The following is a 25,616-nucleotide window of genomic DNA, read 5'->3' as shown; positions in this document are numbered from 1 at the left end:
TACCAGCGGTCACATCGGCCTTCCCCTTATGAGACTGCCTGTCAGCAAGGACGTCAATCCCTTCGAGTGAACTTGTTGACTGTGCGGTAACACACGTGTGAGCCTGCCAACGGTCCCCGCACCGGCCGCACATGACGGTCCACGGGCGCATACGCGCAGCCAGGAGGCATCGATGCCGACGCACGACCTGTACGCGAACAAGCCGGACGACCCCCGGTGGCAGGTGCCCGCCACCGGCTCAGCCCGCTTCAGCTGGGAGTACGACGAGGGCCGCGACCGGCTCCTCGCCCTCTACCAGAAGGGCAAGGACAAGCAGTGGGACGGAGCCCTGCGCATCGACTGGGACCAGGAGGTCGACCCCTACGACCCCCTCGGCATCCCCGACGAGGCCCTGCCCCTCCACGGCACCCCGCACTGGGACCGGATGAACGACAGGGACAGGGCGGAGCTGCGCCGGCACTACGCCTCCTGGCAGTTCAGCCAGTTCCTCCACGGCGAACAGGGCGCGATGGTCTGCGCGGCCCGCATCGTCGAATCCGTCCCCGACCTGGACGCCAAGTTCTACTCGGCCACCCAGACCATGGACGAGGCCCGGCACGCCGAGATCTACTCGCGCTTCCTGCACGAGAAGATCGGCATGCTCTACCCGATCAACGACAACCTCCAGTCGCTGCTGGGCGACACCCTGCGCGACTCCCGCTGGGACATGCCCTACCTCGGCATGCAGGTCCTCATCGAAGGGCTCGCCCTCGCCGCCTTCGGCATGCTCCGCGACACCACCAGCAAGCCGCTCCCCAAGCAGATCCTCGCCTACGTCATGCAGGACGAGGCCCGGCACGTCGCCTTCGGCCGCATGGCCCTGCGCGACTACTACCGCCAGCTCACCGAGGCCGAGCTGCGCGAACGCGAGGACTTCGTCATCGAGGGCTGCTACCTCATGCGCGACCGCCTCAAGGGCGTCGAGGTCCTGGAGAACTTCGGCGTCCCCGCCCACCTCGCCGACGCCTACAGCGAGCAGTCCGAGTACCTGAGCCTGTTCCGCAAGCTCCTGTTCAGCCGCATCGTCCCCTGCGTCAAGGACATCGGCCTGTGGGGCGAACGCCTCCAGCGCGCCTACCTCGACATGGGCGTCTTCGACCTGGGCGACGCCAACCTCGACCTCCTCATGAGCCAGGACGAGGAGATCGCCGAGAAGCTCGACGCCGAACGCTTCGCCGCCGAGGAGGCCGCCCGCACCGCGGAGGTCGCCGACGCCATCGCCCAGGGCACCACCGACTGATCCGCCCGCCCCGCACCACCCCGCACCGCTCCGGAAGCCGTTCCAGACCACCCATCCCGAGCTGGTAAGGTTCTACTCGTCGCCGCGATCAGCGGCATCGCCCCCGTAGCTCAGGGGATAGAGCAACGGCCTCCGGAGCCGTGTGCGCAGGTTCGAATCCTGCCGGGGGCACCTCTAGGTCAGCAGGTCAAATCAAGGCTCTGACCAGGGCAGGTGCCCAGAAGAACAGGCGGTGCTCAGTCACACTGAGCACCGCCTGTTCTCATTGGTTCTCAGTAGCCGCGACACACCTCCGACACGCCTACCAGCCATCCCCCTCCGTTTCCAGCGCAGCAATGATCTTGCGGTTCGCGGCTTCCTCGTGCCCGTCCACGCACCCGTGATAGCGGCGGTGAATCACCTCCGGGGAATTCCCCACCCCCCCCGGGCCACCTCAGCGTTCAACCACCGCGTGATGCACGCGTGCCGCAGGTCGAATGGACGCCCGGCCCAACGGCGACGGGTAGGGCGAGTTCTCGTGCTTCCTCCCAGCCACTCCAGTATGTCGAGGACCATGAGGTGCCTCCGCTACGCGGCCAGGTGGCGGATTCCCGTCCGGCTCGCAGGCACCGCCGTGGCCTGGATCCCGATGACCTCGACGGCGACGCCCCACGCCTCAAGCATCCTGGCCGTCTGCACGAGGGTGACCTGGGAGAACGGGAACAGCGTGTCAGCGGTGAGCTCGGTCCCGCCCTTCAACAGGATCGCGAACACGACCTTCGACGGCCGGAATCCGTCCGGCAAGGCCTGGCCGGGCCTCGCCGCGGCCACCTTCCGGGCGAACTCCTCCACGGCCTCCGGCGAGTGCAGCAGGGTCTGAACGGCGACCACGGCCTGACCGAACAGGTGGCTCAGCGCGTCGGAGCCCTTGGCCCGCTTCACCATGACCAGGACGTTGTCCGGGCTCAGCAGGTCGCAGATCTCCACGCCGTTGCCCCGGTGCAGCGCGGTCCGGACGTTGTCACGGTCGAAGCAGGCATACCCGGGCCGCAGGTCGGGCACCGACTCGTTGTAGTCCCGCTCTTTGTCCCCGAGCGCCCAGGCCGGAAGGTCGACCGAGGGCGAGCCGGTGACGAGCCGCTCCACGTGCGAACGGATCGCCTCCAGGTACGCCTCACCGATCTCGTACCACTGCCCGTCCAACAGGGAGAACCGGCGGGCACCGAGCGTCACCTCCGCCTCGATCCACCGCAGCAGACCGGACGTCCAGACGACGTCACCCTTCTCCGCCCGGGTGTGCGCGTAGAGGGTGACGGTGCCGTCCCGGAGTGCGGCGAAGCGCGTTCCCGCCCTCTGGACGCGGGCCCGGTCGAGGACGTACTCCAGGCTGAAGTCATCGGTGAGGCGCGCCTCCAGGCTGTGCACCTTGGTGGCGAATGCCTGGGCGGTTCCGTAGTCGTCCCAGTGATCGGACGGCACGGCGGCTGCGATACGTCCGTCCGGTTCCTCTCCCAGCATGTCGTCGAGCTGCTCCTCCAGTCGCGTGACGAGGCCAGCGTCCTTGACCGGGACGATGTGTTCCACGAACTCCAATTCCGGAGCCGGGGCCTCGTCCCGGAGGACACGGGTGATGGCCTTGATGTCCGATACCAGGGCGCCTGCATCGATGCCGAGCCGCATCCGCAGCCCGGTTCCGCCTTCGACGCTGGAGATCTTCGTAGGGTCGTCCTGCGTGATGGTCAGCTCAAGCCCGTCCAGCCGACCGCCCAGCCGCCGCACGATCTGCGCGTGCTCCTGGACACCCAGGCTCCAGACCGGAGCGCCGCCGGGCACGAGGGTGATGTCGGTCCGGCCGCCGCCCGGAGTATGGGAGACCATGTCCCGGATCTGGGCGGGGTTCACCCGGCGGATCACGAAACTCAGCCCGAACCGCCGATCCTTGACGTGGTCGGGCACCAGGCGGAAGCCCTGGTCGTAGCCGATGGCGTACACCTCACCGTCGACCGCGAGCATCAGCAGCCCGGCCGACCGGTTCACCGGCCGCGACACCTCGCAGCCGGTCGTGCGGGTGAGCTCGCCGCACCAGCTCGCGACCGGCTGCTCGAAGCTGCCGGCGACCAGCAGGGCCGGGACTCCCAACCGCTCCTCCGGGAAGTGCAGTTCCGCGTCGACGGCTTCGAGCCGCGCCGGTTCGAGGACGTCGAACATCGCGTCGACCGTGGGGGCGACACCCGCGAGCCGGTACAAGGTGCGCTTGGAGGTGGCGGAGGTGCCAGGTGCCATGGCGCCGCTCCATTCTGAGGTGTTGAGGGCAGAGGGAAGCCCGGGAGCCGCAGGACAGCCGGAGAGTCCCGGTGAAAGCACCACCAGTAGAGCGGTCACTGAAAGCGGTGTCAAATACTTCACGACGGACGGGGGTCGGTATAGACTGGAGCCCGTCGAACACACCCCACATCACCGGCAGGAGCCCATGAACCAGCAGGCCAGTGGACTCGTGACCGCCGCCGACATCTCCCGGCTGGCCGGGGTCACCCGTGCCACGGTGAGCAACTGGCGCCGTCGGCATCCTGACTTCCCCGCCCCGGTGGGAGGCACGGACACCAGCCCGACCTACGACCTCGGCGCCGTACGTGCCTGGCTCTCCGCCCGTGGCCAACTCCCCCAGGACACTCCGGCGGACGAACTGCGCACCGCGCTGCGCACCCGCTCCGGCGACGGCGAACCGGCCCTGCGCCTACTCCCCGCGGTACTCGCGGCCGCCCGGCTGGACCGGGGAGAACGCGAGGCCCTTCCCCTGCTGGGGGACGACGCGCTGCTGCGGTGGTTCCGGTCGGCCGCGGACTCCGCAGGGGGCGACATGCCGGGAATCAAGGGCTTCGCATACGGCGCCGACGTGACCGGACCACTCAGGGCCCTGGTGCGATGTGTCTCCACGGAGGGCGCCGAGGCCGCGACGGACGTCCTGGCCGAACGTTTGCAGGAGACGGCGGGGGGCTCCGGCACCTACGTCACGCCGCGCCCCTTGGCGGACCTCATGGCCCAGCTCCTGACTGACGGTGCGAACGCCTTTCCCGCGAGCGTCCTCGACCCCGCGTGCGGCACCGGATCGCTGCTGGCCGCGGCGGCGTCCGCGGGTGCGACCGAACTGCACGGCCAGGACATCCAGGCCGCCCAGGCCGCCCAGGCCGCCGTGCGGATCCGGCTGGGCACCCCCGAAGCGGCGGTCTCCGTACGCACGGGGGACAGCCTGCGCGCCGACGCCTTCCAAGGTCTCACCGCGGACGCCGTCCTGTGCAATCCGCCGTACGGCGTCCGTGACTGGGGGCACGGGGATCTGGTGTACGACCAGCGCTGGGCCTACGGCGTGCCGCCCAGGGGCGAGCCGGAACTCGCCTGGGTCCAGCACTCCCTGGCCCACCTCGCGCCCCGCGGCCGTGCCGTACTCCTCATGCCGCCCGCCGTCGCGGAGCGCACCGCCGGCCGGCTTGTCCGTGCCCAGCTCGTACGCGACGGAGCCCTGCGCGCTGTCGTCTCGCTCCCTCAGGGCGCGGCCACCCCGCTCCACATCGGCCTGCACCTGTGGGTGCTCGAACAGCCCGATCCGCAGGTCGAGCCCCCCGGAACGGTGCTGCTCGTCGACGCGGCCACCGGGGAACGAGGTCTCGACTGGGCCGCCGTCAACGAGACCGTGCTGCCAGCGTGGCGGCGGTACCTCGCCGACCAGGACGGCTTCACAGGAGATCAGGGCATCGCCGGAGCCGTACCGGTCCCCGGCCTCCTCACCGAGGCCGTGGACCTCACCCCGGCCCGCCACATCCGGACCACTTCCCGGCAAGCCCTGCGCCCCGCCGTGCTGGCCCGGCAGGCGTCGGAGCTGTACGACCGGCTACAGCAAGCCGCGAGGGACCTGACGGGCCTCAGCACCGACGACGGCTGGCCACCGGCCGATGACCGCCCCCGCGACTGGCGCACCGCGACGGTCGCGGACCTTCTGCGCGGCGGAGCTCTCGACGTGCTGCGCACCGCGCCCCCGGGCCGCCGGACCCGCAGCGGCCAACCGCAGCCCGAGCCCGAGCCGGAGCCCGGCGGACGACCGGCGCTCACGGCCGCCGACGTCATGGAGAACCGCCCTGCCTCCGGCACCGGAGCGGACCTCCCCTCCGGCATCGCTCCCCCTTCGCTCCAGGAAGACGACGTGCTGCTCACAGAGATCATCCCGGCGGGGCGTACCGTCATGGCCAGGGTCGTCAAGCCGGACGAGGCAGGTTGCGCCCTCGGGCCCCGCCTGCTGCTCTTCCGCCCGGACCGGCGTCGGCTCGACCCCTGGTTCCTGGCCGGGTTCCTCGCCGCGGAGGAGAACGTCAACGCCGCGGCCACCGGCACATCCGTCGTCCGGGTGGACCCCCGACGCCTGCGCGTCCCCCTGCTCCCCCTCGCCGAACAGCAGCGCTACGGCGCCGCCTTCCGGCGCCTGCACGAGCTGCGCACCGCCGCCCGCCGCGCCGACCGGGCCGCCGAGGACGTCACGCTCCTCCTCGGCGCCGGACTCACCGGCGGCGCGCTGTTGCCGCACGGTCACGGAACGGCGTAAGACCTGCGGCCGGGCACCGCGAGCGGCCAGACTTGACATACCCGTCCCGCTGGGACGGCGGACACCGGAAGGACTCCGTTGAACAGCAGTAAGCACACGGAACTGGCGAACCACGCGTGGTCGGTCGCCGACCTCCTGCGCGGCGACTACAAGCAGTCCGACTACGGCAAGGTGATCCTGCCGTTCACCGTGCTGCGGCGCCTGGAGTGCGTCCTCGCCCCGACCAAGGACAAGGTCCTGGAAGCCGCCGACCGCCTCCGGGGCCAGGACATCAACCCCGACCGCTTCCTGCGCAAGGCGTCCGGCCACAGCTTCTACAACACCAGCACCTACACGCTGAAGGCCATCGCGGGCGACCCCTCGCACGCGGCGAAGTACCTCAACGAGTACTACGGCGCATTCTCCCCGAACGCGCGGGAAGTCCTGGAGCGGTACGACTTCGCCCAGCAGATCAGGCGGCTGGACACGGCGAACCTGCTGTACCAGGTGGTCGGACGGTTCGCCGACCTGGACCTGCGGCCGGTGAAGAGGGACGAGGACGGCAACGTCGTGCTCGGCGAGGACGGCAGGCCCGTCGAGATCGTCACCAACCACCAGATGGGCTACATCTTCGAGGAGCTGATCCGGCGCTTCGCCGAGCAGTCCAACGAGACGGCCGGTGAGCACTTCACGCCCCGGGAGGTCATCCGGCTGATGGTCAGCCTGCTCGTCGCGCCGGACAGCGAGGCGCTGGCCCTGCCGGGCACCGTCCGCACGGTCATGGACCCGGCCTGCGGCACCGGCGGCATGCTCAGCGCGGCCGAGGAGCACATCACGGCCCTCAACCCGGACGCCACGGTCAAGGTCTTCGGCCAGGAACTCAACGCCGAGTCCTGGGCCATCTGCCGGTCGGACATGATGATCAAGGGCCAGGACCCGGAGAACATAAAGTTCGGCAACTCCTTCAGCCAGGATGGCCACGACGGCGCTACCTTCGACTACCTGCTGGCCAACCCGCCGTTCGGCGTGGAGTGGAAGAAGGTCAAGGACATCGTCGAGGACGAACACGAGCGCCTTGGTGAAAGTGGGCGGTTCGGAGCCGGCCTGCCGCGCATCAACGACGGCTCGCTGCTCTTCCTCCAGCACATGACCGCGAAGATGAAGCCGGTGGACGCCTCGGGGGCGGGCGGCAGCCGGATCGCCATCGTCTTCAACGGCTCCCCGCTGTTCACGGGCGCGGCAGAGTCGGGTGAGTCCAGAATCCGTCAGTGGATCCTGGAGAACGACTGGCTGGAGGGCATCGTCGCCCTGCCCGACCAGCTCTTCTACAACACCGGTATCTCCACGTACTTCTGGGTGCTGAGCAACCGCAAGGCCAGGGACCGGCGCGGCAAGGTCATCCTGCTAGACGCGCGCGACTACTGGCGCAAGATGCGCAAATCACTCGGCGACAAGCGCAAGGAGCTGGGCGAGGGGCACATCTCCGAAATCACGCGGCTCTACACGGAGGCGCTGGCCATCGTCGACGCGGCGGAGAAGGGCGGCGGTCACGACCTGGCCGACCGGGCCGGGAAGATCAAGGTCTTCCGCAACGAGGACTTCGGGTATCGCCGGATCACCGTCGAACGCCCGTTGAAGCTCCGCTTCGAGGTGACGGAGGAGACGCTGACCGCCATCACCGCCTCCAAACCGATCGCCCGGGCCACGGACGCCGAGGAGTTCGCGGCGGCGCTGCGTCCGCTGGTCGGCAAGTCCTGGGCGACGAAGTCCGACGCGTGGATCGACCTCAAGGACGCGGTCGTCGCGGCCGGCCTGCTGTGGCCGAAGGGTGCGCCGTTCGGCAAGGCCCTGCGGGAGGCGGTCGGTATCCGTGACCCGGAGGGTGAGGTCCAGCGCATCAAGGCCGAACCGGAGCCGGACTCGGAGCTGCGGGACTACGAAAACGTCCCGCTGGACGAGGACGTGGAGGAGTACCTGCGCCGCGAAGTGCTGCCACACGTCCCGGACGCGTGGATCGACCACAACAAGACCAAGATCGGGTACGAGATCCCGTTCACTCGGCATTTCTATACATACAAACCGCCTCGGCCGCTGGCGGAGATCGACGCAGAGCTGAAGGCTCTGGAGGGCGAGATCCAGGCGCTACTGGGTGAGGTGACAGAGTGACCGCCGTGCGTCTGCGGCACCTCGCTGACGTCAATCCATTGACACCGGATTTCGATCGCCTTGCGAACGAGGAGGAGCTCACTTTCCTCCCCATGGAAGCTGTATGGCCTGGGCAGAGGCTAGATACTTCACGGCGCCGGACCAAGGCATCCGTTGCTACTGGCTATACACGTTTCCAGGACGGCGACGTACTTGTGCCAAAGATTACGCCTACATTCGAGGCTGGGCGGGCCGTACTGATTAACGGCCTCCACCGAGGCGTAGGCGCCGGGAGTACGGAACTCCACGTAATCCGCCCCGGGGCGCTCATCGACCCGCGATTCCTCCTGTACGTGGTAAACACACACAGCTTCCTTAAAAAGGGGGAGGCGGAGATGTACGGCGTTGCAGGACAGCGGCGCGTACCGGACACCTTTCTTCGTGACCTGCCGGTAGACTTGCCGACACTAGAGGAACAGCGCCGCATCGCTGATTTCCTTGACGCCGAAGTCTCCCGCATCGACGGACTAATCGATGTGCAAAATCGCCTCCGAGGACGTCTTTTCGAGCGCCGAGCAACAGGAGTAATGTCAGCGGTGGCGGATACGGAGAGAAAAGACCGCCGCCCCTCAACCCTCGCCTGGTTGGAGACAATTCCAGTCGATTGGCAAGAAGTAAGGGTAGGCCTACTGGCTCGAATGGGAAGCGGGCATACTCCGAGCCGCTCCCGCCCGGAGTGGTGGACTGACTGCAGAATCCCATGGATCACCACTGGGGAGGTAAAACAAGTACGCGACGACCGGCGCGAGGATCTGCTCGGAACGAGGGAGAAGATTAGCGAGCTCGGCCTGGCGAACTCGGCCGCGGAGCTGCACCCTGCTGGCACCGTTGTCCTCTGCCGCACGGCTTCTGCTGGGTATTCGGCTGTCATGGGCACCGTTATGGCCACGAGTCAGGATTTCGTGACGTGGACATGTGGCCCTCGACTAGATCCGTACTACCTCTTGTGGTGCCTACGTGCGATGCGTGCTGATCTACTTGGCCGCTTGGCCATGGGCTCCACCCATAAAACAATCTATGTGCCAGACCTTCAGATGCTACGTATTCCTCTCCCTTCGCTAGATGAGCAACGGAAAATCGTTAAGCGAATCCGGGAGCAAAACGCAAAGATCGACCGTCTTTCAGACACTGTTGTACGTCAGAGCTCGCTCCTTGCTGAACGGCGCCGAGCGCTGATCACCGCTGCCGTCACCGGCCAGATCGACGTGTCCACTGCCAGCGGACGGGGGATCGAGGAATGATCGCGCCATGAGTTCAGCCGCGCCGCGCAGTCCGGCACCGTTCATCTCCCGTGTCCGTATCGACAACTACAAGTCCATCGCGCACTGCGACGTGACTCTCGGCCGGTTCACCGTGCTGCTCGGCCTGAACGCCGCAGGCAAGTCCAACTTCCTGGATGCTTTGCGCTTCGTCCGAGACGCGCTGGTGAACGGCCCGGTCGAGGCCGTGTCAGCGCGCGGCGGATGGGAGGAGGTGCTGCGCCGGGTCCCGGAGCCGTCGGCCTCCTGCACGATCGGTCTGGAATTCCACCTCCCGGCCATCACCGATGAGGCGAAGCCCTGGGCAGGGCAGTACGAAGTCACCCTCGCCCCGCCGACCGCCTCCGAGGCGGGCCGCGACACGGGACCTGGTGTTCGCGTTCAGCGGGAGTTGTGCGAGATGTTTCCCGTGGGGGACGAGAGTCAGGCGGACACCGAGCGCTTCCTGACGCGCGACCGTAATAAGGGGAGGGGGCGTCCCAAGAGACACCTGCGCCTTTCGCAACTGAGCGAGGGCGAGCCGTTCGGGGAACTCAACGCGGCTCTCTCGGAGATGTTCTTTTACAGCCCTGACCTGGCCAAGCTCCGCAAGGCCAGCCCCAACACGCCGACGGCCGGAGCCTTGCGCGAGGACGGCGGCGAACTCGGCCCGGCCCTGGCCGTGCTCGGAGAACAGGAGCGTCAACGCGTCTCGCAGTATCTCGGTGTGATCGTGCCCGGTGTCGTGGAGGCCGGTCCCACCGACCCCTCGGCCGACTACATCGCGGCGCGGATCAGCTTCGCCACCGACGGCGAAACCGAACCGCACGTTTTCCGCGCCGAGTCCATGTCGGAAGGGACCATTCGTGCCATCGGCCTGCTGACCGCGCTCTTCCAGCCCGACGCCCGCGAGGGTTTTATGCCTCTCATCGCCGTCGAGGAGCCCGAGCTGGCGCTGCACCCGCTCGCGGCTGGGGCCCTTTACGACGCGCTGACGGAAGCCAGCGAGCACGTGCAGGTCCTGGCCACCACGCAAAGTGCGGAGCTGTTCGACCGCAAGGAGGCCGACCTGTCCGCTATCCGCGTGGTCGCTGCCGAACACGGGGTGACGGTGATCGGCGAAGTGGACCCGGTGAGCCGGTCGATTGTCGCCGACGGCCTGGCGACCACGGCCGAACTGCTGCGCTCCGACCAACTGCGACCGTTCGTCGGCCCCCCAGCTCAGCCGGACGAGCAGCCGGAGGGTGAGGAGTGAACCACCCGAGGGTCACGATCGCCTCCGTCGTCGAAGGCGAGGGCGAGATCAGCGCGCTGCCCGTCCTCCTGCGGCGACTGATGCATGAGGCGCAGATCTGGGACGCGGACATCCGGCCGCCCTTCCTGGTCGACCGCGGCCGACTCGTCCGGCCGGGCGGTCTGGAAGCCGCCGTGGAGGCCCAGGCGAGGCGCGTACCCGCCGACCACCCGGGCGGCATCCTGGCCGTGATCGATGCCGACGACGACTGCCCGGCCAGCCTCGGGCCTTCGCTGCTGGCCCGTGCCGTGGCCGCCCGCCCGGACCGCCGGACGGCCGTCGTGCTGGCGAACCGGGAGTTCGAGGCGTGGTTCCTCGCCTCAGCCTCCTCCCTCGGCGGCCGGGCGGGGCTCGCCGAGCCCCTGGAGGTTCCGGCCAACAGTGAGACGTTACGTGACTGCAAGGGCTGGCTGACCCATCACCGGCGCGGCGGAGGGCGGTACCGCCCCCGCGTGGACCAGGCGGCCCTGACCGAAGGCATGGATTTCAGCCTTGCCCGCGCCAACTCGCCCTCATTCGCCAAGTTCTGCCGCGACATCACGTATTTGGTCACCGGAAAGCGGGGGGAATAGCCGCTCATGCCCATCCATGACGAAGCAGCCTTCGGGAACGCCATAGTCGCCGCTCTGCTGCGGCGCGGCTGGCGGGAGGGGAACCGGCGGGACTACCGTCCCCGCCTCGGTCTGGACACAGCCCAGCTCTTCGAGTTCATCGGCAGGACCCAGGCCGACGACTGGAACAAGCTGATCGGCTTCTACGGCGGGGACCCCGACACCGCACAGGCCGGGTTCGCCCAGCGCGTGGACCAGGTCATGGCGACCGGTGGTGTGCTGGACGTGCTCCGCAAGGGCGTGAAGGACCACGGTGTCCTGATCAGGCTCGCGTACTTCAAGCCGTCGCTCGTCGCGTCGGACACGGTGCTGGACGACTACCGGGCGAACCGGCTGACCTTCGTCAAGGAGCTGGAGTACGCCGCCAAGCAGGCGGACCGGGGCAAGCGCCTCGACCTCACCCTCTTCCTGAACGGCGTCCCGCTGGCCACGGCCGAGCTGAAGAACGCCCTGACGCGCCAGGGGGTGGAGGCCGCCAAGGATCAGTACCGCACCGACCGCGACCCCACCGAACTGATCTTCGCGCGGCGCGTGATCGCGAACTTCGCCGTCGACACGGATTTGGTGTTCGTCGCCCCGGAGCTGCGGGGCAGGGCGACCCGGTTCCTGCCGTTCAACACCGGGTCGGAGGGCCCGGGGAAGCCCGGCGGTGCGGGGAACCCGGCGCCCACGGTCCCCGGGACGTACGCCACCTCGTATCTGTGGGAGCAGATCTGGGAGCGGGACACCTGGCTGGACCTGATCGAGCGGTTCGTGCACCTCAGCAAGGAGAAGGGCCCGGACGGGCGGACCCGCAGGAAGCTGATCTTCCCGCGCTACCACCAGTGGGACATCGTCAAGAAGCTCGCCGACCACGCCGCCCGGCACGGCGCCGGTCACAACTACCTGGGCATGGCCTCCGCCGGTTCCGGCAAGTCGAACACCATCGGCTGGCTGGCACACCGCCTGTCGTCGCTGCACACGCCCACCGATCCGGCCGCTATCGACCCGGATGCCCTGGCCGCCGGGCTCAGGCCCGGCGTGCCCGTCTTCGACAAGGTCGTGATCATCACCGACCGCCGCAACCTCGACGCCCAGCTCCGGGAGACGGTCGGCAGCTTCGAGAAGACCGCCGGTCTGGTCGTGAAGATCGACGAGAAGCACGGCGCGAAGTCCGACCAGCTCGCCAGGGCGCTGTCCCGCGAGACCGGGAAGATCATCACCGTCACGCTGCACACCTTCCCGGCCCTCATCGACTACCTGCGCCGCAACCCCACGGAGATCCGGGGCCACAACTTCGCCATCATCGTGGACGAGGCGCACTCCTCGCAGTCCGGTGACGCAGCCACCGCCGTCCGCGCGGCGCTGCGCGACCTGGGCCTGGACTCGGACTCCGACGAGGCCGGGGCGACCGAGCTGGCGGCGGCAGCCACCACCGAAGCCGGGCTCATCCGCAAGGCCGCCCAGCGCGGCAAGGCCTCGAACCTCTCCTACTTCGCGTTCACGGCCACGCCCAAGGCCAAGACCCTCGAACTCTTCGGCGCCTTGGAGAGCGTGGGCGGCAAGCCAGCGTACGTCCCCTTCCACACGTACTCGATGCGCCAGGCCATCGAGGAGGGCTTCATCCTCGACCCCCTGCACAACTACGTCACCTACAACACGTACTGGAAGCTGGTGAACAGGAACCCGGACGAGCGCGAGGTGGACCCCGCCAAGGCGAACCCGCTGCTCGCCCGGTACGCGCTCACGCACGATTCCACGGTGACGCAGCAGGCACAGGTGATCGTCGAGCACTTCCGCACGCACACCGCCGGTCGGCTCGGCGGGCGCGCCAAGGCCATGGTGGTGACGGCCTCCCGGCACAGTGCCGTGCAGATGGCCCGGGCGATCAGGAAGTACATCGACGACCGGGCGTACGCCGACCCCGGCGTCCTGGTCGCGTTCTCCGGCAGTCTGCCGTACGACGGCGAGGAGACGACCGAGCCGAAGGAGAACGGCGGCCTGGCCGAATCCGCGCTGCCGAAGGCGTTCGCGTACACGCGCAAGGACGACAAGGCCGTGCGCACCGGAGGGAAGGCGACACAGCGCGAGTACCGCGTCCTGGTCGTTGCCGAGAAGTACCAGACCGGCTTCGACCAGCCGCTGCTCACCACGATGTACGTGAACAAGAAGCTCGCGGGCATCAGCGCCGTCCAGACCCTCTCCCGCCTGAACCGCACCGCCGACCGCAAGTCGCGGGCGGACCTGGCCGTACTGGACTTCGTCAACGACGCCGAGGACATCAAGGAGTCCTTCCGCCCGTACTTCGAGGAGGCGAACACCCTCCCATCCGACCCCAACCTCCTCTACACCGCGCAGAGCCACGTCATGCGGCCCGACATCCTCGTGGAAGAGGAGATGCGGGACTTCGCCGACGCCTGCCTGGCGGCCGAGGAGAAGGCGGCTGGCTCCGCGACCCGCTGGGAGAAGTTGCACGCGGAGCTGTACCGGCACCTCGGCCCGGCCGTCAGGCGGTTCACCGAGCTGCTGGACCGCAGGGACGAGGCGGGCGACCCGGACGAGGACGCCCGCGAAACCGCCGAGCAGTTCCGTGCTGACCTCAACGACTACGTACGGAAGTACGGCTTCCTCTCGCAGATCGTGCCCTACCGCGACGCCGACCTCGAACGCCTCTACCTCTACGGCCGCCACCTCCTCAACCGCCTGCCGCGACGCGGAGACGGCGGCGTGGACATAGGGGACGTCGACCTCAGTCACCTGCGCATCCAGAAGACCGGCGAGCACGACCTCACGCTGACCGCCGAGGGGGCGGCGGAGCTGCGTGGCTTTGGCGAGGGCGGGGGCGGTCCCAAGGAGCAGGAGAAGTCGCCGCTGTCCGAGCTGATCGAGAGGTTCAATGACAAGTTCGGCACCGACTTCACCGAGCAGGACGTGATCACTCCGTTCTCCGAGGCGACGGCGGACCCGAAGGTCCGCGCCGCCGCCGTCAACGACGAGGAGAACTTCGGGCTCGTCTTCGACGAGGTCTTCGAGGACAAGATGGCCGAGCACATCGACACCGTCGCCGACATGGGACGCCAGTACTTCAGCCATGACGACAGCTTCAAGCAGTCGCTCAACCAGAGCGCGCGCCGCGCCGCCTGGCGGATGATCCGCAGGGAGGAGCACATCGACGACGAGGCGGCCTGACTCGCCCGGCCTTCCGCGCCCGTCCCCGCCGACCGCTCCACCGGGTCAACCGCCCCGGCGGAGCGAAAGCCCCGCGACCACGGACGTTCCGCGCGTGGGACGTGGCCGGACGGTCCAGGCGGTGGCGAGGGTGTCGACGAGGAGCAGGCCCCGGCCGCTCTCGGAGTCCGCGTCCGGGCGGGTCAGCACCGGTCGGCCCGCGCCCGGATCGGAGACGGCGAGCCAGTAGTGCCCGTCGGCCGGCCACAGGACGAGTTCGATCAGCTCCCCGGCCTTCCGGCGGGTGCCGTGGCAGACGGCGTTGGTGACCAGCTCGGAGGTCAGCAGGCCGAGGTCGTCGCCGAGCCGCTGCCGCAGGGCCTGCGGCAGCGATGCGGTGACGGCGTGCCGGGCCCGTCGTACGGAGGCGGGGCGGGCGGGAAAGCGCCAGTGGGCGGGTACGAGGGGGATCTCGGGCATGACGAACTCCTTTGCTCGATCAGGGGTTTGAGATTTCCGGTGGCCTGCCGCCCTGGTCGCGGGCACGCCCGCGCCAGGGCAGGCGGGCATGCTCGCGCGGTGCGCTTCCGGTGTTGCGATGTGTAGCGTGTGCGATACCAACGGTAGGGTAGTGGGGGCCATATTTGCCACGTGCTTCGCAATAATGGCCTCGAAGTGGTGAACCTGGTCTCACGTTGCAGAAGAGGCACGTGCGGCACGGAAGGAATGGCATGCCACCAAGGACGGTCCTCACCCAACGCCAGAAGCGTCTGGGAAGTGAGTTGCGCAGGATGCGCACCGCGGCTGGTATGTCCGCGGAGCACGCCGCAGGGCTCCTCGGCGTCGACCGAAGCAGGATCTCCAACATGGAGTCCGGGTTACGCGGGATCAGCGTCGAGCGGTTGCGTACGCTCGCCTGCGCCTGCGACTGCGCCGACGAGGAGTACGTCAACGCCTTGGCCGAGATGGCGGAGCCGAGCGAAGCAGGGTGGTGGGAGCGCTACCGGGGCAGCTTGCCTCAAGGTCTGCTGGACATCTCCGAAACTGAGGACAGCGCGGTACGCCTACGAGGCGCGAACACCGTGCACGTCCCGGGGCTGCTCCAGACATCGGAGCACGCCATGGTCATCTTCCGCGCCGTCATCCCACAGCTTCCCGAACACGAGGTCGCTCTCCGGCTCGCTCACCGCTCCGAGCGCCAGAAGGTGATCACCGGCGCCAATCCGACCCCGTACGTGGCGGTGATACACGAGGCAGCCCTCCGTATGCAGTTCGGCGGGCGAGACGTTGCCCAGGCGCAGTTGGAGTACCTGCTGGATGTCTCCGAGCGGGATAACGTCACCGTACTCGTCCTTCCCTTCAGCCACGGCTCCTTCCCTGGAGCAGGGCACACAGTCGTCTACACCGAAGGGCCTGTGCGGCAGCTCGATACCGTGCAGGTGGACAACTCTCACGGACCTGTCTTCCTGCACGCCGACGACCAACTCGCGAAATACCGGGCACAGCTCGACCTGTTGGAGGACTTGGCACTCTCCGTCGAAAAGTCCCGGGACTTCATCCGCCAGATCGCTCGACAGCTATGAGGAGAAGCCAGATGGCTGACATCACTTGGGAAGCGCCGCTCTGCGGCGAGGGCAGCTCCTGCTTCCGCCTGGGCACCGACGCTGACGGCAATGGCTACATAGCCGTCAACGGTCAGGAGGACCACTACCTCACCGACTCCCTCGACGCCCTGCGCACCCTCATCACCGACATCAAGGCAGGCAAGGCCGACCACCTCCTGTAGAACCCGCCGCGCGCGCCGCCGCCACTCGGTACCGTGTACGGCAGTCGGCTGGCGGGGCATCAGTACTGTGGGGGCGCGCGTGGCGCAGGCGGGGAGGATCGGCGAGCAGGGCCGCTACGAACTGATCGAGGAGATCGAGTCCGGCGGTATGGGCACGGTCTGGCGGGGTTATGACACCGTCCTGGACCGGGAGATCGCGGTCAAGCTCATCCGGCCCGACGTCGTCACGTCGCCCGCGCAGGCCCAGGAGTTCTCCCGCCGCTTCGAGCGAGAGGCGCGCGTCACCGCACGGATCGGACATCACGGGGTGCCGCAGGTGTTCGACGCGGTGCTGGACGAGGCGTCGTACGACCGGCTGTACCTGGTGATGGAGTACGTACGCGGATTCTCCCTGCGCAAGGTGCTCACGCGTGCGGAAGAAGGAGCGGCTGAGGGGCTCCCGGTGAGCTGGGCCGCGTCGATCGCCGCGCAGATCTGCACGGTGCTGTCGTACGCCCACGCCATCCCGGTCGTGCACCGGGACCTGAAGCCGGACAACGTCCTCATCGCTGCGGACGGCACGGTCAAGGTGCTGGACTTCGGCATCGCCAAGCTGTTGCGCACGGACGTCACCCGGCTCACGGCCACTGGGAGCCTGATCGGCACCAGCCGCTACATGTCACCCGAGCAGATCGACGACGCGCAGATCACGCCGCTCAGCGACCTCTACGCGCTCGGCTGCGTGCTGCACGAGCTCGTGGCCGGGCAACCCGTCTTCAGCGGCGACAGCGAGTACCAGTTCCTGCGCCAGCACATGGACGTGCCGCCGAAGCCGCTGCGCACCCTGCGGCCCGAGGTGCCGGAGGGTCTGGAGGCGCTGACCCTGGAACTGCTGGCCAAGGTGCCCGAGCAGCGGCCGGCCGACGCGTACGAAGTGTACGAGCGCCTGTCGCCGCACCTCCCGCAACCGGGGTCGGCGGCTGTCCCGGTGTTCTTCGCCGACGGCGGGGACTGCCCTTCCGCGGTTCCCGACCCGACGGTGGTCTACCGGCAGCCCAACGCACCGCTGCGCCGGACGTCGGCGCCCGCGGCCCCGCCCGAGCCGGTGGCTCCCGGACCGGTCCCGCGGGGCGCCGACACCGCGCTGCGGGACGCCGTCCGAGACGCCTACGCCCGGTCCGCGGACCTCGCGGAAGGGGGACGGTACGCCCAGGCCGCGGACGTCCTCAAGGCGGTGATCGCCACGGCGGCCACCGCCCTCGGCGCACACAACCCCCGTGTGCTCGCCCTGCGGCGGCAGCGTGCGGCGGTCCTCATGGCCGGCGAGGACTACCGGCGTGCCCTGCCCGAGTTCGACGCGCTGGCCGCCGTCTACACCCGTACGGCGGGCCCGGCCGGCGAGAGCGCGCTGGAGTGCCGTCGGCACGCCGCCTACTGCCGGGCCAACCTCGGTCAGGCCACCGCCGCCATGCGGGAGTTCCAGGAGGTCCTGAAGGTCGTTTCCGGCGCGACCGGAGAGGGCTCCGAGACCGCTCTCGACCTGCGCCGCAGCATCGGCATCCTCCTTGTCTCAGAAGGCCGCCGCACCGAGGCCGAGGGGGTTCTCGACGCCCTTCACGAGGACATGTGCGTACTCCTCGGCGAGGACGACGAGGAGACCCGCGAAATCGCCGCTCTCCTCGCCCGGCTGCGCGGCCCGGACGGGTCACGCCCCCCACTGACGTCCGGCCCTCGCAGTGCCACAGGCCGTCAGGCTTCCTCTCCGTCCTCTTCGTCGTCCTCGCTGTGAATGCGCTGAGCCAGGTTCCACAGGCTCCGGCCGTCCGGCTGGCCCCAGCGAGCCGTTCCCTGGTTGGACACGGGCCGTTCATCCCAGCCGGCGTCCTCCCATATCCTTGACACCAACCCAGACGGTGAGTACCGCTGCTCGTCGTAGGCCCACAGGATCGGCTTGGTCCGGTGGTTGACCCAAGTGGCCTGGCGTCGTCTCTCGTCCTCGGCGAGCCACTCCTCCGTGGCCTCACGCTCGGGCTCGTTGAGCGCCACGTACCGCAGAGGCGTTCCGTCCTTGAGGACACGGCGGTCGACCAGGAGCGGCACGGTGTTCGGGCGACGCTTCTTCCGCTCCTTCGCGGGAGGTGCGGGAACGCCGACGCCGTCGGCCAGGTCGGCAAGAACCTGCTTAGCGAGCTCCCGGCACGTCTCCGCGGTTTGGAAGGCGGTCCGAATCTGGGAACGCGGCCCGTAGCGAGTGACGAGCTGGTGCGTCAGCCGACGCACCAGCTCCGGCACGAGGGCGGGGATCTTCTCCAGGATCTCGCTGTCCCAGTCGAAGTCGGGGTCGTCGATGCTCGTGGGACCGAGGTGCTGGAAGACCAGGTGAGTGACGAGGAGACCACCGTGCTCCGCGGTCGCCGCCTCGCGGCTGTTCCGCCCGCTGCCCAGTTCGTAGACCGCGCTGCGCACCGCGCGCAGTGTGAGCACGGAGCGCCACACCTTCTGCGGCGAGGGTTCGCGTTTGAACAGCAGGGTGTGACTGCCGGTGGACCCCTGCTCCCAGAGGTTCTCCGTGGAACTCGCGGCCCGGGCGGCCTGTTCGGCGTCCGGGTACAGGCAGGCCAGGGCGAGGGCGAGTTCGTCCAGTGAACAGCCGGTCTCCGGGGCGGCCAGCTCACCTCGTTTGATCACGTACTGCTTGCGCAGTTCGGCACGGAGATTGGCCTTGATCGCCTGGTGCACGGGCTCCAGCGCGATGTGGTCGCGCTGCTCGATGGCGTTCTGCCGGTTCGCCGCCTGCGAGACCTGTACGCCGAACTCCCGGTCCTCACGCGTGTTCACGACCTTGATGCTCAGGGTGGCGTTGGCCGCTGCCTCGCCGTCGTCGTGCATGGCCCTGGCGACCGCCCGTACCGTCTGAGCGCCGTTGACGATGCTCGCCCCGGTGACTTCAAGAGTGGTCGGCCTGCTCCGCGGTGCCTTGGCACTCTCGTGATGCGTCTTGAGCTCGTCGCAGATCATGGTGATGCCGTTGTTCAGGTACCAGAACCTGGTGGGGTCGGAGGTGAGGGTCTGGCCGATCTCCACATTGGTGACGGTGGTCCCGAGCGGGGCCCGGAGATTCTGCTCGAACAGGCCGGTCCCGTGCGTCTCGTACCACCCGGCGACGCTCTCAGCGGAGACGGTGCCCTGATATGCCTCAAGCGGTCCTTTCTGCTGGTACCAGTCGTCCAGGCGTACGTGCAGACGGATTGCCTCCGGCCGGAGATCCGCGTGGACCTGCTCGTGGAAATCGGCGGCGAACAGCACCTCGACACCCAGGCGTGCGCCGTACCGGTTGAACTCGTCGCGAGCGTTGTCGAGGACCTCGCGTGCCGGCGGGGAAGGCTCCGCGGTACCCATCAGCGCGATGACAAGGGTTGTTTTCCCCTTGATGAGGAGCGTCCTCGCCTCCAGCGCGAGATCTGCGGCACGCTGGTTGAACTGGTCGTACAGCTCGTTCTCGATCCGGTTCAGACCGTCCACCATCGCCTTCGCCGCGTCGACGTCGAAGGTCGCCGTGCCCTTGTCGCTCCACTTCGCCTGGACGAGCAGAACCTGTCCGCTCTCGGGCAGGGGGGCGATGGCATCGAGCCCCTGGTCCGCAATGCCGTCCGTCACGAACCGGGCCGCCTCGGCCACACCGCACTTGCCCACGCGCCGTACCGCGAGGGCCGCAAGAGCACGGGAGAGAAAGCGCTGTTCGTAATGGCCCCCTCGGAAGTGGGCGATGTCGCTGTCGTCTATCATCCCGTCGAACGTCTCGTGCAGCTGCTCGCGTACCTGTGTGACCTGGCGAGGCGTATCCGCCCCCGAGGTGGCCATGATTGGTTGCCTTCTTTCTGGTGATGTCATGCGATGCCCTGAGTTCGCGTCCCGATCCCTGAGCCGTTACCGCGCGGCCGACTGCTGAAGTCGACGACCACCAGAGCGACACCGACCGTTTCGACGGTGGCCCCTACCCAGTCCAAGGCCACTTCGGTGGGCACGTCACGCGCACCGAACCAGCCGTCGCGCACCAGCCGGGCGAAGTCGGTCGGTACAAGGTGGCGGGTGAGTGCGTCGACAGGAGGACCTGAAGGCCGGCCTCCGCCGCGGACGAGACCACCGCTGCGATCTGGCCGTAGGGCTAGATCGCGTCGGGGCTCGTCCGGTGCAGAGCAGCGGTGAAGGGCACGTGGTCGTGAATGCGGAGAATTGGTGTAGTCGGCATCGAGGAGACGAAGTAAATCTTTGCCAGGGCGCAGAATCGCCAGCCGCAGCGGTTGCGCCGAAGACGGGAAATCTGCCCGCCTTGGTCGTGCGAATGCCATTGACTCCCGCCCCCGAACCGCCTGCCGCCACACCGAGCCAGGCTCCGAGGATGGTAGCGCGCCAGCTCCGAACCTCCGGTTCGCGTGTCCCCTGCTCTCGCCGCTTCGGTCGGCTCCGTCACGCTCTCGCCCAGTCCGTCAGAAGCCAAGCCGACCCCGCGCCAAACCGCCAGCCATGGAGTGGACGTCGTTCCGCATGGTCATCGAGCCGATCACTGAGGCCTTCGGCCGCCTCGCCGCGGCCCCTCCTCGGCGATGCCGGTCATCGACGCCGCCGGACACCGGCGCGATATCCTCCTGGTCGACATCGGCGCGCTGGACGGCGAGGACTCGTCCACCGTTGGCCTGACATGAGCCAGGGCCCCGGGTCAATGGGGGCGACGTGGACACAGCCCCGGGTAGCCGACAGGGGCAGGATTGACGCTGACCGGCGCACAGAGCGCGACTTCCTTCACGGGTAGGCGCCTTCATCGCAACGAGGTGTATGCGGGATGACCGGGTTGTATCCCGCCAGATAGCCCGATGATATGCGAAACCGTCTGAGAACTATGCTCCTTCCGGAGCTGTGTGCGCAGGTTCGTATACCTGTCGGGGCACTTCCCGTTGAGGCTCTGACCAGTGGTAACGCCGGTCAGGGTCTTATCTGTGCGTGCCAAACACACACGCCCTACTCGCCTGAGAACTCTATCCCTCATGGCGCTGATCAGACGTTCTCTGTGGCCGGGCGGACGAGCAGCGGTCGGCGTCGCGGTGGTCCTCACTGCGCTAGCCGCACTCGTCATGGGGAGGATCAGGGGTAGGATAAGTGGCATGAGTGAGCCTACCGGCAAGTACTCGATCACCATGCCGCGCGACATCGCCGAAGCCGCCAAGGCCCGCAGCGGCCCCTCCGGATTGTCCGCTTACGTCGCCGCAGCCGTCGCCCGGCAGATCGAGCGGGACAACCTCAACGAACTCATCACGGTCGCAGAGGCCGAACACGGCCCCGTCACCGAGGACGAGATCCAGTCTCTGCGTGACCAACTCCACCGCGCCCGAGCGGAACAACTCCAAGGCGGGGCGAACGCTGCGTGACGCCCTCCCCGGCCGTCCCCGGTGGCACCCTGGTCCTCGACAGCGAAGGGCTGGCCAAGGCCGTCCTGCGCGACCGCACCGTCACCGGCTGGCTCGCCCTCGCACGTGCCGACGACCTTCGGGTGATCACTTCCGCAGCCACCCTCGTGGAAGTCATCCATCCCCGGATCAACCGCCCGGCCCTGGAGTGGACCCTCTCCCGCCTCGTCGTCGAACCGGTCACCGAGCCCATCGCCCGTCATGCCGCCGCCCTCCTCGCCGAGGCCGGCCTGCACGGCCACAAGCACTCCATCGACGCCATGCTCGGTGCCACAGCGCTGGCCGCGCCCGGTCCGGTGACAGTCCTCACCTCAGACCCTGAGGATCTCGGCGCCCTGTGCGGCTCTCGCGTCACCGTCATCAAGGTGTGAGCCGCGCTGCGCACGGGCTCATCCTGCCGTGCGCGCTCCCGCATCGCGTGCGGTGGGCGGGGCAGCTCCCGGGCACGCGTCGCGGGCCGAGCCCTCCTGCGTGGGCCACTCCGACGCGGTGCGTGATCCGCCGGGGCCACGACCGTCGCGGGAGCCGCCGCCGTCACGACCCAGCGCGGGCGGCGGCGCCGTGGTCCCTGTGCCACCGCCGGAGTGAACCGGTGTGACCGGTGCGCCGGGGGCGCGGGCCGCGCCACGGAAGTGACCCGGGCGGCGTGGCGCGCTCCCTGCCGGTGGCCGTCAGGCGCTCATACGGTGTGCGGACCGCACGTGATCCAGGCGACTCCGCGCACCTGCCGACGGCAGGTGGTCACGCGGTGGAAGGAACGCACGGTGCTGCTGCTCATCTCTCCGGACAGTGTCGCGGAAGCCCTCGACTGCGCGAAGGCCGCGGAACACCTCGACATCGTCGACGTCAAGAAGCCCGACGAGGGCTCGCTCGGCGCGAACTACCCGTGGGTCATCAGGGAGATCCGCGACGCGGTCCCGGCGGACAAGCCGGTGTCCGCGACCGTGGGAGACGTGCCGTACAAGCCGGGCACGGTGGCGCAGGCAGCGCTCGGTGCGGCCGTCTCCGGAGCCACGTACATCAAGGTCGGCCTCTACGGATGCACGACTCCCGACCAGGCCGTCGAGGTCATGCGGGGGGCCGTCCGGGCCGTGAAGGACCACCGGCCGGACGCGCTGGTCGTCGCCTCGGGGTACGCCGACGCCCACCGGATCGGCTGCGTCAACCCGCTGGCGCTGCCCGACATCGCCCGCCGCTCCGGCTGTGACGCGGCCATGCTCGACACCGCGGTCAAGGACGGGACGCGGCTGTTCGACCACGTGCCGCCCGACGTGTGCGCGGAGTTCGTCCGGCTGGCTCACGACGCCGGTCTGCTCGCCGCCCTGGCGGGCAGCGTCACGGCGGGGGACCTCGGCGCGCTGACCCGCATCGGCACGGACATCGTCGGAGTGCGCGGGGCGGTCTGCGAAGGGGGCGACCGCACCGCCGGACGCATCCGGCCGCACCTGGTGGCCGCGTTCCGGGCGGAGATGGAGCGGCACGCCCGCGAGCACGCCGCCGCCGTCGCCACCGCGAACTGACCCTGATGCCGACAGGCCGGCCCCGACGCCGTCCCGGGTCCCGAACAGGGTGCTTCGCCGTTCTCGATCCGGCGACGGGCGAGGTCTTCGACGAGGCTCCCGACCAGCGGCCTAAGGCGTTGGACGCCGTCGTCGAGCGGGCCCACGCGTCCTGGCGCGGCTGGCGGGCCGACGCCCCCGCCCGCACCGCGGCACTGCTCGCGGCCGCCGACGCCGCGGAGGCGGCCGGGGCGGACCTCGCCACCCTCCTCACCCGGGAGCAGGGCAAACCCCTGTCCGAGTCGCACGCCGAGGTCGCCCGCGTGGCGGCCCGGCTGCGCTACTTCGCCACGCTGCACCCGGGCCCGCAGCCGCTCACGGACGGCCGCCCGGTCCGCAGCGAGGTCCGCTGGCGGCCACTCGGGCCCGTCGCCGCGATCGTCCCGTGGAACTTCCCCCTCCAGCTCGCGTCGGCGAAGTTCGCGCCCGCGCTCGCCGCGGGCAACACGGTGGTGCTGAAGCCCTCCCCGTTCACGCCCCTGGCCACCCGGATGCTGGGGTCCGTCCTGTCCGCCGCCCTTCCCGAGGGCGTGCTGACGATCGTCACCGGCCGTGAACCCCTCGGCGCCCGCCTCGCCTCCCACCCGGGCGTCCGGCACGTGACCTTCACCGGGTCCGTCCGCACCGGACGGACCGTCGCGGCGGGCGCGGCGGCCTCCCTCGCCCGGGTCACCCTGGAGCTGGGCGGCAACGACGCCGCCGTCCTGCTGGACGACGTGGACGTGGAGCGGATCGCGGACCGGCTGTTCTGGGCGGCGTTCCGCAACTGCGGACAGGTCTGCGTGGCGGTCAAGCGCGTCTACGCTCCGGCGCGGCTCCACTCCCAGGTGGTCGAGGCGCTCGCGCACCGCGCGAGGACCGCCGTCGTCGGCTCCGGGCTCGACCCGCTCTCGCAGCTGGGACCGGTGAACAACGCGCCGCAACTGGCGCGGGTGGAGCGCTGCACGGCGCGGGCACTGGCAGACGGGGCCCGGGCCGCCGCCGGCGGCCACCGGCTGGACGGGCCGGGCTACTTCTTCGCCCCGACGGTCCTGACGGACGTTCCGCCCGGCAGTCCGGTGGTGACCGGGGAACAGTTCGGCCCGGTCCTGCCGGTGCTGCCGTACGAGAGCCTCGACGAGGCGGTCGAGGCGGCCAACGCCACCGGCTACGGACTCGGTGGCTCGGTGTGGGGCACCGACCTGGACCGGGCCGGTGCGGTGGCCGACCGGCTGGAGTGCGGAACGGTGTGGATCAACCACCACGGCGAGCTGTCCCTCGCCCAGCCCTTCGCGGGCACCAAGGAGAGCGGCGTCGGCGTCGCGGGCGGGCCGTGGAGTCTCTACGGGAACCTCAGGCCGTTCGTCGTGCACCGACCGGAGGAGGCGTGACGGTGAGGTTCAGCGCGGCGGTGCTGCGCTCCTACGAGGCCCGGTTCGCCGTCGAGGAGGTGGTCCTGAACGCGGGGCCGGCCGACGGCGAGGTCCTGGTCGAGATCGCGGGCTGCGGGATGTGCCGGACGGATCTCGCCGTCCGGCACTCGCAGGGCCGCTCCCCGCTGCCGGCGGTGCTCGGTCACGAGGGGGCCGGCGTCGTGGTGGAGACGGGCGGTCCGGACACCGGCCTGAGCGTCGGCGACCACGTGGTGCTGAGCTTCGACTCCTGCGGACACTGCCCGAACTGCCGGGCGGCGGCGCCCGCCTCCTGTGACTCCTTCGCCTCGCTCAACCTCTTCGGAGGGCGGAAGGAGAACGCGGCACGGTTCACCGACGCGGCCGGGGGCGCACTTGCCCCGCGGTGGTTCGGCCAGTCGTCGTTCGCCGAGTACGCGCTGGTCTCCGCCCGCAACGCCGTCCGGGTCGACCCCTCGCTGCCCATCGCGCTGCTCGGCCCGCTCGGCTGCTCCCTCCTCACGGGCGCCGGAGCGGTGTTCAACTCCTTCGGAGCCGGCCCCGGTGACACCTTCGCGGTCTTCGGCGCGGGAGCGGTGGGCCTGGCGGCGGTGATGGCGGCCCTCGCCGCCGGAGCGGTGGCCGTGGCCGTCGACCGGCACCCCGGGCGGCTTGCCCTCGCCGAGCGGCTCGGCGCCCTCCCGCTGCACGCCGCCTCGGCCCGGCTGCCCGACCGCGTCCGGCGGCTGACCGGCGGCGGCGCGCGGTACGCCCTGGACACCACCGGCTCCGCCCCGCTGATCAACGACGCGCTCCGGTCCTTGCGCCCGGCCGGCCACCTCGGCCTGGTGGCCCGGCTGCGCACCGCGCTGCCGCTCGAACCGGGAACGCTGGACCGGAGCCGGAGGATCTCCCACATCTGCGAGGGGGACGCGGTGCCGGCGCTGCTGGTCCCCCGCCTGACCGCGCTGTGGCAGGCCCAGCGGTTCCCCTTCGACCTGCTGGTCCGCACGTACCCGCTCGCCGACGTCAACGAGGCCGAGAGCGACTGCACGGCGGGCCGCGTGGTCAAACCCGTCCTGGTTCCGCAGAGGAGGGGCCGGTGAGCGGGGCGCACGACGCCGCGGCCCGTCCGGC

General features: G+C 69.4%; 18 protein-coding genes and 1 tRNA gene. 16 read left to right on the top strand and 3 right to left on the bottom strand.

Annotation, left to right across the window (positions count from 1 at the left end):
* Positions 1–172 precede the first annotated feature (172 nt).
* Positions 173–1,279, top strand: coding sequence for a ferritin-like domain-containing protein (locus V1J52_RS05250; protein ID WP_330138403.1), 1,107 nt, complete (start codon positions 173–175; stop codon positions 1,277–1,279).
* A 99-nt stretch (positions 1,280–1,378) separates the two neighbouring features.
* A tRNA-Arg gene (locus V1J52_RS05245) sits at positions 1,379–1,450 on the top strand.
* 396 nt (positions 1,451–1,846) lie between these two features.
* Here V1J52_RS05245 and V1J52_RS05240 read toward each other — a convergent pair.
* Complete coding sequence (locus V1J52_RS05240; protein WP_330138402.1) at positions 1,847–3,541, bottom strand: TIGR04141 family sporadically distributed protein; 1,695 nt, start codon at positions 3,539–3,541, stop codon at positions 1,847–1,849.
* Positions 3,542–3,728: 187 nt separating this feature from the next.
* On the opposite strand from V1J52_RS05240, the gene V1J52_RS05235 reads away from it, so the two are divergent.
* From V1J52_RS05235 to V1J52_RS05210, 6 genes are all read left to right on the top strand, one after another.
* Positions 3,729–5,849 (top strand): N-6 DNA methylase, encoded by a 2,121-nt coding sequence (locus V1J52_RS05235; RefSeq protein ID WP_330138401.1) that lies wholly within the window; start codon positions 3,729–3,731, stop codon positions 5,847–5,849.
* Positions 5,850–5,927: 78 nt separating this feature from the next.
* Positions 5,928–7,994, top strand: a complete 2,067-nt coding sequence (locus tag V1J52_RS05230) for a type I restriction-modification system subunit M (RefSeq protein ID WP_330138400.1) — start codon at positions 5,928–5,930, stop codon at positions 7,992–7,994.
* 92 nt (positions 7,995–8,086) lie between these two features.
* On the top strand, positions 8,087–9,274 hold the full coding sequence (locus V1J52_RS05225) for a restriction endonuclease subunit S (protein ID WP_330138831.1): 1,188 nt from the start codon (positions 8,087–8,089) through the stop codon (positions 9,272–9,274).
* Between the two features lie 7 nt (positions 9,275–9,281).
* Entirely contained in the window at positions 9,282–10,526 is a 1,245-nt protein-coding gene (locus V1J52_RS05220) for an AAA family ATPase (RefSeq protein ID WP_330138399.1), read from the top strand.
* Positions 10,523–11,137 (top strand): DUF4276 family protein, encoded by a 615-nt coding sequence (locus tag V1J52_RS05215; protein ID WP_330138398.1) that lies wholly within the window; start codon positions 10,523–10,525, stop codon positions 11,135–11,137. The genes V1J52_RS05220 and V1J52_RS05215 overlap by 4 nt, the downstream gene beginning before the upstream one ends.
* 6 nt (positions 11,138–11,143) lie before the next feature.
* Entirely contained in the window at positions 11,144–14,344 is a 3,201-nt protein-coding gene (locus V1J52_RS05210) for a type I restriction endonuclease subunit R (RefSeq protein WP_330138397.1), read from the top strand.
* Positions 14,345–14,389: 45 nt separating this feature from the next.
* On the opposite strand, the gene V1J52_RS05205 is transcribed toward V1J52_RS05210, so the two are convergent.
* Positions 14,390–14,803 (bottom strand): ATP-binding protein, encoded by a 414-nt coding sequence (locus V1J52_RS05205; protein ID WP_330138396.1) that lies wholly within the window; start codon positions 14,801–14,803, stop codon positions 14,390–14,392.
* Between the two features lie 251 nt (positions 14,804–15,054).
* Between V1J52_RS05205 and V1J52_RS05200 the strand changes: the two genes are divergently transcribed.
* From V1J52_RS05200 to V1J52_RS05190, 3 genes are all read left to right on the top strand, one after another.
* Positions 15,055–15,906, top strand: coding sequence for a helix-turn-helix domain-containing protein (locus V1J52_RS05200; protein WP_330138395.1), 852 nt, complete (start codon positions 15,055–15,057; stop codon positions 15,904–15,906).
* 11 nt (positions 15,907–15,917) lie between these two features.
* The gene (locus tag V1J52_RS05195; RefSeq protein WP_330138394.1) at positions 15,918–16,109 is read left to right on the top strand and encodes a hypothetical protein; all 192 of its coding nucleotides are present in this window, start codon (positions 15,918–15,920) and stop codon (positions 16,107–16,109) included.
* A 79-nt stretch (positions 16,110–16,188) separates the two neighbouring features.
* A complete protein-coding gene (locus tag V1J52_RS05190; RefSeq protein WP_330138393.1) occupies positions 16,189–17,877 on the top strand; it encodes a serine/threonine-protein kinase in 1,689 nt (562 codons plus the stop codon).
* Here V1J52_RS05190 and V1J52_RS05185 read toward each other — a convergent pair.
* On the bottom strand, positions 17,838–19,949 hold the full coding sequence (locus V1J52_RS05185; protein ID WP_330138392.1) for an AIPR family protein: 2,112 nt from the start codon (positions 19,947–19,949) through the stop codon (positions 17,838–17,840). The two genes, V1J52_RS05190 and V1J52_RS05185, sit on opposite strands and share 40 nt — an antisense overlap.
* A 1,298-nt stretch (positions 19,950–21,247) precedes the next feature.
* Between V1J52_RS05185 and V1J52_RS05180 the strand changes: the two genes are divergently transcribed.
* From V1J52_RS05180 to V1J52_RS05160, 5 genes are all read left to right on the top strand, one after another.
* Entirely contained in the window at positions 21,248–21,511 is a 264-nt protein-coding gene (locus tag V1J52_RS05180) for a CopG family transcriptional regulator (RefSeq protein ID WP_330138391.1), read from the top strand.
* Positions 21,508–21,921, top strand: coding sequence for a PIN domain-containing protein (locus tag V1J52_RS05175; RefSeq protein ID WP_330138390.1), 414 nt, complete (start codon positions 21,508–21,510; stop codon positions 21,919–21,921). The genes V1J52_RS05180 and V1J52_RS05175 overlap by 4 nt, the downstream gene beginning before the upstream one ends.
* A 393-nt stretch (positions 21,922–22,314) precedes the next feature.
* The gene (locus V1J52_RS05170) at positions 22,315–23,070 is read left to right on the top strand and encodes a (5-formylfuran-3-yl)methyl phosphate synthase (protein WP_330138830.1); all 756 of its coding nucleotides are present in this window, start codon (positions 22,315–22,317) and stop codon (positions 23,068–23,070) included.
* Positions 23,071–23,075: 5 nt separating this feature from the next.
* Complete coding sequence (locus tag V1J52_RS05165) at positions 23,076–24,479, top strand: aldehyde dehydrogenase family protein (protein ID WP_330138389.1); 1,404 nt, start codon at positions 23,076–23,078, stop codon at positions 24,477–24,479.
* Between the two features lie 2 nt (positions 24,480–24,481).
* Entirely contained in the window at positions 24,482–25,585 is a 1,104-nt protein-coding gene (locus V1J52_RS05160) for an NAD(P)-dependent alcohol dehydrogenase (protein ID WP_330138388.1), read from the top strand.
* The last annotated feature ends 31 nt before the right edge of the window (positions 25,586–25,616 follow it).

This window comes from Streptomyces solitudinis (assembly GCF_036323765.1).
Lineage (GTDB): Bacteria > Actinomycetota > Actinomycetes > Streptomycetales > Streptomycetaceae > Streptomyces.
The sequence above is the reverse complement of the archived record's forward strand: the minus strand, read 5'-3'. Positions and strand labels throughout refer to the sequence as shown.